This is a genomic window from Massilia sp. Soil_C_3 (genome assembly GCF_057657035.1).
In genome coordinates this window covers 148,412-156,366 of the sequence record NZ_JBDGJG010000013.1, presented here as the reverse complement: position 1 = coordinate 156,366, position 7,955 = coordinate 148,412, and the positions used below count along the sequence as shown (strand labels likewise).

Here is a 7,955-nt window from a genome sequence, read left to right as displayed (position 1 = left end):
GCCTGAGTCCTGTGCAATACAGAGCCCAGGCCGTCTAAACGAACATCCACCCGTCTCAGTTTAAGGGGTCACATCACTTCGCGGGGACGACGACTTTTAGGCTAACGGTCCTGCTTAGAACAACTCGTTCCTCACCGCATCACGCTCTTTCTGCTGTTCCGGCGCCGGTGGCGGCCCCACGTCCAGCGTCTCGACCCCGCTGCCCGGCGGCGTCTCGGCGTAATAGTAATCCGACCCGTACTGCACCAGCCCGGCCGGCACTTCGCGCTCGACGTTCGGTTCGCCCTTGAGCGTCTTCTGCATGTAGCCGATCCAGATCGGCAGCGCCAGGCCGCCGCCGGTTTCGCGGGCGCCCAGGTTGCGCGGCTTGTCGTAGCCCATCCAGGCGATGCCCACCACCTTCGGCTGGTAGCCGGCGAACCAGGCGTCGATCGAGTCGTTGGTGGTGCCGGTCTTGCCCGCCAGGTCGGTGCGCTTGAGCGCCATCGCCTTGGCCGCGGTGCCGTAGCGCACCACGTCCTTGAGCATGCTGTCCATCAGGAAGGCGTTGCGGGCGTCGATCACGCGGTTGGCTTCATCGCCGGCGCGCGCCGGGCGCGCCTCGGACAGCACCTTGCCGTCGCTGTCGGTGACCTTCGAGATCAGGTAGGGGCTGATGCGGTAGCCGCCGTTGGCGAACACCGCGTAGGCGCCGGCCATCTGCAGCGGGGTGGTGGCGCCGGCGCCCAGCGCCAGGGTCAGGTAGGCCGGATTGCGTTCCGGTTCGAAGCCGAAGCGGCCCGCGAATTCCTGGCCGTAGCGCGCGCCGATCTTGTTCAGGATGCGGATCGAGATCATGTTCTTCGACGAGGTCAGGCCGCGCCGCATGGTCATCGGACCTTCGTACTTGTTGTCGTAGTTCTTCGGCTCCCAGGCCTGGCCGCCGGTCTGGCCGGCATCGAAGCTGATCGGGGCGTCGTTGACGATCGTCGCCGGCGACAGGCCGCGCTCGAGCGACGCCGAGTAGATGAAGGGCTTGAACGAGGAACCCGGCTGGCGCCAGGCCTGCGTCACGTGGTTGAACTTGTTGCGGTTGAAGTCGAAGCCACCGACCAGGGCGCGGATCGAGCCGTCCTCGGTATTGGCCGCCACGAAGGCCGATTCGACTTCCGGCATTTGCGTGATCAGCCACTTCGACTCGTCGTCCTGCATCACGCGGATCACGGCGCCCCGACGCACGCGGCGGTTCGGGGCCGCCTTGTCCGACAGCCAGGCGCGCGCGAACGCCAGGCCCTGGCCCGAAATGGTGATCGTGTCGCCCGAGGCGATGGTGGCCTGGACCTGCGTGGCGGAGGCCTGCAGCACAACGGCGGCGATGATGTTGTCGCTGTCCGGATGCTCGGCCAGCTCGGCCTCGATCGCTTCATCCGCTTCGGCCTTGGCGCCCGGGATGTCGATGAACGATTCGGGGCCGCGGTAGGGGCGGCGGCGCTCGTAGTCCATTACGCCGCGGCGCAGGGCCAGGTAGGCGGCGTCCTGGTCGGCCTTGGTGATGGTGGTGAACACGTTCAGGCCGCGGGTATAGGTGTCTTCCTTGAACTGCTCGTAGACCAGCTGGCGCGCCATCTCGGCCACGTATTCGGCGTGCACGCCGAAGGCGGTGCTGTCGGTCTTGATCTTGAGCGGCTCTTCCTTCGCCTGGGCGAATTGCGCGTCGTTGATATAGCCGAGCGAGTGCATGCGCTGCAGGATGTATTGCTGGCGGGTCCGGGCGCGGGTAGGGTTGACCACGGGGTTGTAGGCCGACGGGGCCTTCGGCAGGCCGGCCAGCATGGCCGCTTCGGCCACGGTGATGTCGCGCAGGTCCTTGCCGAAATAGATCTGGGCCGCCGACTGGAAGCCGAAGGCGCGCTGGCCCAGGTAGATCTGGTTCATGTACAGCTCGAGGATCTGGTCCTTGGACAGGTTCTTCTCGATCTTCCAGGCCAGCAGGGCCTCGTAGGCCTTGCGCTTGAAGGTCTGTTCGGACGACAGGAAGAAGTTGCGCGCGACCTGCTGGGTGATGGTCGAGGCGCCCTGGCGCGCGCCGCCGGTGGCGTTGCGGAAGGCGGCGCGCAGGATCCCCAGGTAATCGATGCCGCTGTGCTCGTAGAAACGGTCGTCCTCGATCGACAGCACGGCCTTCTTCATGACGTCCGGGATGTCCTTGAAGTGGACCAGGGTGCGGCGCTCCTCGCCGAACTCGCCGATCAGGACGTTATCGGCTGTAAAGATGCGCAGCGGCATCTTGGGCCGGTAGTCGGTGATCGTGTCCAGCGCCGGCAGGTTCGGGTAGGCCATCGCCAGGGCGAACACGAGCACCAGCACGCCGATGGCGCCCAGGCCGAACAGGCCGGCGACGGCCATCAGGACCAGGCGTTTAGGGCTGAACTTCGAGGAAGAAGAGGGTGCTGCTTGTTTCTCTTTCATGCTGACTTTCACTTTGTTGATCCGCCTCATTATAAGGCAGCGGTTTGGAGCCCGATACTGGCCGGAGCTTAATGGAACTCAAGGGCAATATTGGCCTGGCAATGAAAACACCAGAGTGTGGCGCGCACGCCCTGAATAGGGTGTTCCAGTGCAGAAATTTCTTGTCCGTAGTCATCCTTTGTTGCTACGATCCGAGGCGGTGCTGCACGTAAGTACCGGATTTTTATAAGAAAGTTATAAGAAGCAAATAACTGTTCTGTTTACGACAATATCCAATTCCGGGCGATTTCACGCCCATTCTGCAGCCAAGGGGTGTATTTGGTGATCAATCTGGGTTCCTTGTTTGGTAAATCGAGTCCGCCGATGGTTGGGCTCGATATCAGCACGTCCGGCGTCCGCCTGGTCGAGCTGGCCGATGCCGGCAAGGGTATCGTGCGCCTGGAGCGCTACGCCACCGAGGCGTTGCCGCGCGGCGCCGTGGTGGACGGCAATATCGAAAACATGGACCAGGTCGCCGACGCGGTGCGCCGGGTCTGGAAGAAGAGCGGCACCCGCGCCCGCCACGTGGCGCTCGGCATGCCGCCCGCCGCCGTGATCACCAAGAAGATCATCCTGCCGGCCGGTTTATCGGAAGACCAGCTGGAAGTACAGGTCGAGTCCGAGGCCAGCCAGTATATCCCGTTCGCGCTCGATGAGGTCAGCCTCGACTTCGACGTGATCGGCGCGGCGCCGAATTCGCCCGACGACATGGAAGTGATGCTGGCCGCCGCGCGCCGCGAAAAGGTCGAGGACCGGGTCGCGATCGCCGAAGCCGCCGGCCTCACCGCCACCGTGATGGACATCGAATCGTACGCCGCGCGCAGCGCGCTCGAACAGGCCGCCCTGCCACGGCAGGACCAGATCGTGGCCCTGTTCCAGATCGGCGCCCACGCCACCCACGTGTCGGTGCTGCTGGGTGGCGAAGCGGTCTACGAGCGCGAGCAACCCTTCGGCGGCAATGCGCTGACCCAGGACATCGTGCGCAGCTACGGCATGGCGTTCGAGGAAGCCGAGACGCGCAAGAAGGCGGGCGACCTGCCCGAGAACTACCGCGCCGACATCCTGGCGCCGTTCCTGGAAAGCGCGGCGCTGGAAATCACCCGCGCCATCCAGTTCTTCTACACCTCGACCCCGTACACCCGGATCGACGGCCTGTACCTGGCCGGCGGCTGCGCGCTGCTGCCCGGGATCCTCGACATCGTGGCCAGTCGCACCCGCCTCCCGGTCAGCCTCGCGGCGCCCTTCGAGGGCATGCAGCTCGGCCCCGGCGTGCGCGAACACCAGCTGCGCCAGGACGGCCCGGCCTACCTGGTCGCCTGCGGCCTGGCGCTGCGGAGGTTCGGCTGATGATCCGGATTAACCTGCTGCCTCACCGCGAGGCCAAGCGCAAGCAGAAGCAGACCGCCTTCGTCGCCCTGATGGCGCTGGGCGGCGTTATAGGCGCCATCGTGGTGATGCTGGTCGGCGCCTATAACGCCAGCCAGATCTCGGTCCAGAACCAGCGCAACGACGTCTTGAAGAATGCCAGCGCGGAGCTGGACAAGAAGATCGGCGAGATCACCAACCTGAAAGAAGACATCGCGGCCCTGCAGGCGCGCCAGCAGGCGGTCGAGGACTTGCAGGGCGACCGCAACCAGCCGGTGCATCTGCTCGACGAACTGGTGCGCCAGACGCCGGAAGGCGTGCACCTGAAATCGGTCAAGCAGAGCGGCCAGCGCGTGATCCTGACCGGTAACGCGCAGTCGCAGGAGCGGGTGGCCGAGCTGCTGCGCAACCTGTCGAGCGGCTCGGCGTGGCTGCAGAACCCGGACCTGACCGAGGTCCGCGCCATCAGCCTGGCCCAGGGCAAGTCCAGCCGCAAGGTGGTCGAGTTCACGCTCGGCGTGTCGATCAAGCGCGCGCGCCTGAGCGACGACGGCGAGCAGGCGCTGGACGGCGCGCAGCCGGCCAAGGCCAGGCGTGCGGCGGAGAAGTCATGAACATCGACATCAAAGACCTCGGCGCCCGGCTGGCGGCGCAGTTCCAGGACCTGCAGGGCCGTCCGCCCGGCCAGTGGCCGCTGGCGCCGCGCCTGCTGTGCGCCGCCGGCGTGCTGCTGGTGGTCGTCGGCCTGGGCTACTACTTTTACTGGAGCGACCAGTTCGCGACCCAGGAACGCGGCGCGCGCGACGAGGAAAAGCTGCGCGCGGAGTACAAGACCAAGATGGCGCAGGCAATCAACCTGGAAGCGCTCAAGGCGCAGAAGGCCCAGGTCGACCAGTACGTGGTGCGCCTGGAGAAGCAGTTGCCGAACAAGTCCGAAATGTATTCGCTGCTGTCCGACATCAACCAGTCGGGCGTCGGCCGCGGCCTGCAGTTCGAGCTGTTCAAGCCGGGCCAGGAAGTGGTGCGCGACTACTACGCCGAGCTGCCGATCGACATCAAGGTGAACGGCCGTTACCACGACATGGGCGCGTTCGCCGCCGACATGGCCAACCTGCCGCGCATCGTCACCCTGAACAACCTGAACCTGCAGGTCGGCAAGGACGGCAGCCTGGGGATGCAGGCGGTGGCCAAGACCTTCCGCTACCTCGACCAGGAAGAGCTGGCGGCCCAGCGCGCCGAACGCGCGGCCGAGAAGAAGAAGGGCAAAGGCAAGGGCAAAGGTAAGGACAAGAACAGCGCCAAGGCCAAGACCAAGACCGGGGGCAAGAAATGATGCGCGCACGACTGATGGTGCTGCTGGCAGGCAGCCTGCTGGCCGCCTGCGGCGACGGCGGCGTGGGCGAGACCCGGGCCTGGATGAAAGAGGTGGAAAAGCAGACCGTGCCGAAGGTCAAGCCGCTGCCGGAGCCAAAGACCTTCGAGCCCTACGGCTACGATGCGCGCCAGGCGCTTGACCCCTTCGATCCGGGCAAGCTGCTGGGCGAGATGGCGCGCATGGCGCAAGCCAGCAGCAATGCCAACCAGCCCGACCTGGAGCGGCCGAAGGAATTGATGGAGACCTTCCCGCTCGACACGATGCGGATGGTCGGCACGATCCAGAAGGGCGGCGTGACTTACGCGCTGGTGCAGGTCGAGCGCTCCTTGTACCGGGTGCGCAGCGGCCAGCGGATTGGACAGAACTATGGGCGCATCACGCGTGTGAGCGAGGGCGCCATCGAGATCAAAGAATCGGTGCAGGACGCCACTGGCGACTGGGTTGAACGCATGGCCCACATCGAGCTGCAGCACCGAGCTGCGGCAAAATAAGGAGAGCAGTAAATGACCTTCAACGTCAAGATTCGCATTGCCCCGCCGGCCTGGCTGGCGCGCGCCGCGGCCGCACTCATGCTCATGATGTGCGCCGGCGCCGCCCTGGCCCAGGGCAACGCGATCGAGTCGATCACGGCCAACCAGCAGGGCAGCAACGTGGTCATCAACGTGACCATGCGCGAGGTCCCGGCACGTGCGCCGATCGGCTTTGCGATCACCAATCCCTCACGCATTGCGCTCGACTTCGGCGCCACCGCCAACGCCACCGGCAAGACGGTGCACGAGATGAACCTGGGCGACGTGCGCAACCTGAACGTGGTGCAGGCCGGCGAGCGTACCCGACTGGTGCTGAACCTGGCGCGCGCCCTCAACTATGCCACCACGATCGACGGCAAGTCGGTGATCGTGACGGTGGAAGGCTCGGGCGGCGTGGCGCGCGCGCTCGACGCCAGCGGCATGCCGGCGGTGGCTGCTGCAACTGGTGCTGCGGCCGCGCTGCCCGCAACGCGCCCTCAACTGCGCGACCTCGACTTCCGCCGCGGCGCCAATGGCGCCGGCCGGGTCGTGGTCGACCTGCCCGCCAATCAGGTGGCGGTCGACGTGCGCCAGACCGCCAGCGGCGTGACCGTCGACTTCCTCAATGCGCGCCTGCCGGAGACGCTCCGCCGGCGCCTGGACGTGACCGATTTCGGCACGCCGGTCACCCGCGTCTCGACCCTTGCCCAGGGCGACAATGTGCGCATGACGGTCGAGGCGCAAGGCGATTGGGAACAGTCGGTGTTCCAGAGCGACTCCCAGCTCGTGGTCGAGGTGCGCAAGGTGGAAGGCGACCCGAATCGCAGCAGCCCGGGCTCGCGCGACAATCCGCAGGGCTATCGCGGCGAGAAGCTCTCTTTCGAGTTCCAGGACGTCGAAGTGCGCGCCGCGCTGCAGGCGGTGGCCGATATCTCGGGCCTGAACATCATCGCCAGCGATTCGGTCACCGGTTCGCTGACCCTGCGTCTGAAGGACGTGCCGTGGGACCAGGCGCTGGACGTGATCCTGACCGCCAAGGGCCTGGACCAGCGCAAGAACGGCAGCGTGGTGTGGATCGCGCCGAAGGAAGAACTGCTGACCAAGGAAAAGCTCGAACTCGAGCAGCGCGCCCAGATCGCCGAACTCGAGCCGCTGCGCTCCGAGATCTTCCAGCTCAATTACCAGAAGGCGGAATCGTTCCGCAACGTGTTCGGCCTGGACGCCGGCGGCGCGACCTCGGGCAGCGACGCTGGCGGGCGCAACCGCGTGCTGTCGCGGCGCGGCAGCGCGATCATCGATCCGCGCACCAACCAGCTGTTCGTGACCGACATCGCCTCCAAGATCGAGGACATCCGCAAACTGATCCAGAAGACCGACATCGCTTCCAAGCAGGTGCTGATCGAGGCGCGCCTGGTCGAGGCCAACGACGGCTTCTCGCGCAACCTCGGCGCCAAGCTCGGTTTCAACGACCTGCGCACCCAGCGCGGCGGCGACTCCGGCTGGCAGATCAGCGGCAACGAGCGCGTCGCGATCGGCGGCAACCTGGCCGGCGTCGGCCAGGTCACCGGCCAGACGCCTGCCACCAGCAGCATCGACAACACCACCATGGTCAACCTGCCGGCGGCCGGCATCGGCGGCATCGCCCCGTCGACGCTGGCGTTCTCGCTGTTCTCGTCGGCCGCGAACCGCTTCCTGAACCTGGAACTGTCGGCGCTGGAAGCCGACGGCAAGGGCAAGATCATCTCGAGCCCGCGCGTGGTCACCGAGGACAAGCAGATCGCCGTGATCGAGCAGGGCGTCGAGCTGCCCTACGAGCAGGCGACCAGCAGCGGCGCCACCTCGATCTCGTTCAAGAAGGCCAACCTGCGCCTGGAAGTGACGCCGCAGATCACGCCGGACGGCAACGTGGTGCTTGAAGTGGACGTCAACAAGGATTCGAAGGGTGAAGAGACGCGCGCCGGCTTCGCGATCAATACCCAGCACGTCAAGACCAAGGTGATGGTCGAGAACGGCGGCACGGTGGTGCTGGGCGGGATCTACCAGCAGACCGAGCGCAATAACGTGACCAAGGTGCCGCTGCTGGGCGACGTCCCGCTGCTGGGCTATCTGTTCAAGACCACCGGCACCGAGCATAGCAAGACCGAGCTGCTGGTCTTCATCACCCCGAAGATCGTGAACGAAAACGTGGCTGGAACGCGCTGAACCGACTTTAACCCCAA

6 protein-coding genes are annotated in these 7,955 nt (G+C 65.7%); 5 read left to right on the top strand and 1 reads right to left on the bottom strand.

What is annotated here, in order from left to right; translation table 11 throughout:
- Nucleotides 1-114: 114 nt before the first annotated feature.
- Complete coding sequence (locus AC3A6F_RS23725) at nucleotides 115-2,448, bottom strand: penicillin-binding protein 1A (RefSeq protein ID WP_487685864.1); 2,334 nt, start codon at nucleotides 2,446-2,448, stop codon at nucleotides 115-117.
- A 363-nt stretch (nucleotides 2,449-2,811) separates the two neighbouring features.
- Between AC3A6F_RS23725 and AC3A6F_RS23720 the strand changes: the two genes are divergently transcribed.
- From AC3A6F_RS23720 to AC3A6F_RS23700, 5 genes are read left to right on the top strand one after another with little or no spacing between them, the layout of a single operon-like run.
- Entirely contained in the window at nucleotides 2,812-3,834 is a 1,023-nt protein-coding gene (locus AC3A6F_RS23720) for a pilus assembly protein PilM (RefSeq protein WP_487685861.1), read from the top strand.
- Entirely contained in the window at nucleotides 3,834-4,466 is a 633-nt protein-coding gene (locus AC3A6F_RS23715) for a PilN domain-containing protein (protein ID WP_487685858.1), read from the top strand. The genes AC3A6F_RS23720 and AC3A6F_RS23715 overlap by 1 nt, the downstream gene beginning before the upstream one ends.
- Nucleotides 4,463-5,185, top strand: a complete 723-nt coding sequence (locus tag AC3A6F_RS23710) for a type IV pilus inner membrane component PilO (RefSeq protein ID WP_487685855.1) — start codon at nucleotides 4,463-4,465, stop codon at nucleotides 5,183-5,185. The genes AC3A6F_RS23715 and AC3A6F_RS23710 overlap by 4 nt, the downstream gene beginning before the upstream one ends.
- Entirely contained in the window at nucleotides 5,182-5,718 is a 537-nt protein-coding gene (locus tag AC3A6F_RS23705; RefSeq protein WP_487685852.1) for a pilus assembly protein PilP, read from the top strand. Before AC3A6F_RS23710 ends, AC3A6F_RS23705 begins: the two co-directional genes overlap by 4 nt.
- A gap of 12 nt (nucleotides 5,719-5,730) precedes the next feature.
- Nucleotides 5,731-7,938, top strand: coding sequence for a type IV pilus secretin PilQ (locus tag AC3A6F_RS23700; RefSeq protein ID WP_487685848.1), 2,208 nt, complete (start codon nucleotides 5,731-5,733; stop codon nucleotides 7,936-7,938).
- Nucleotides 7,939-7,955 lie beyond the last annotated feature (17 nt).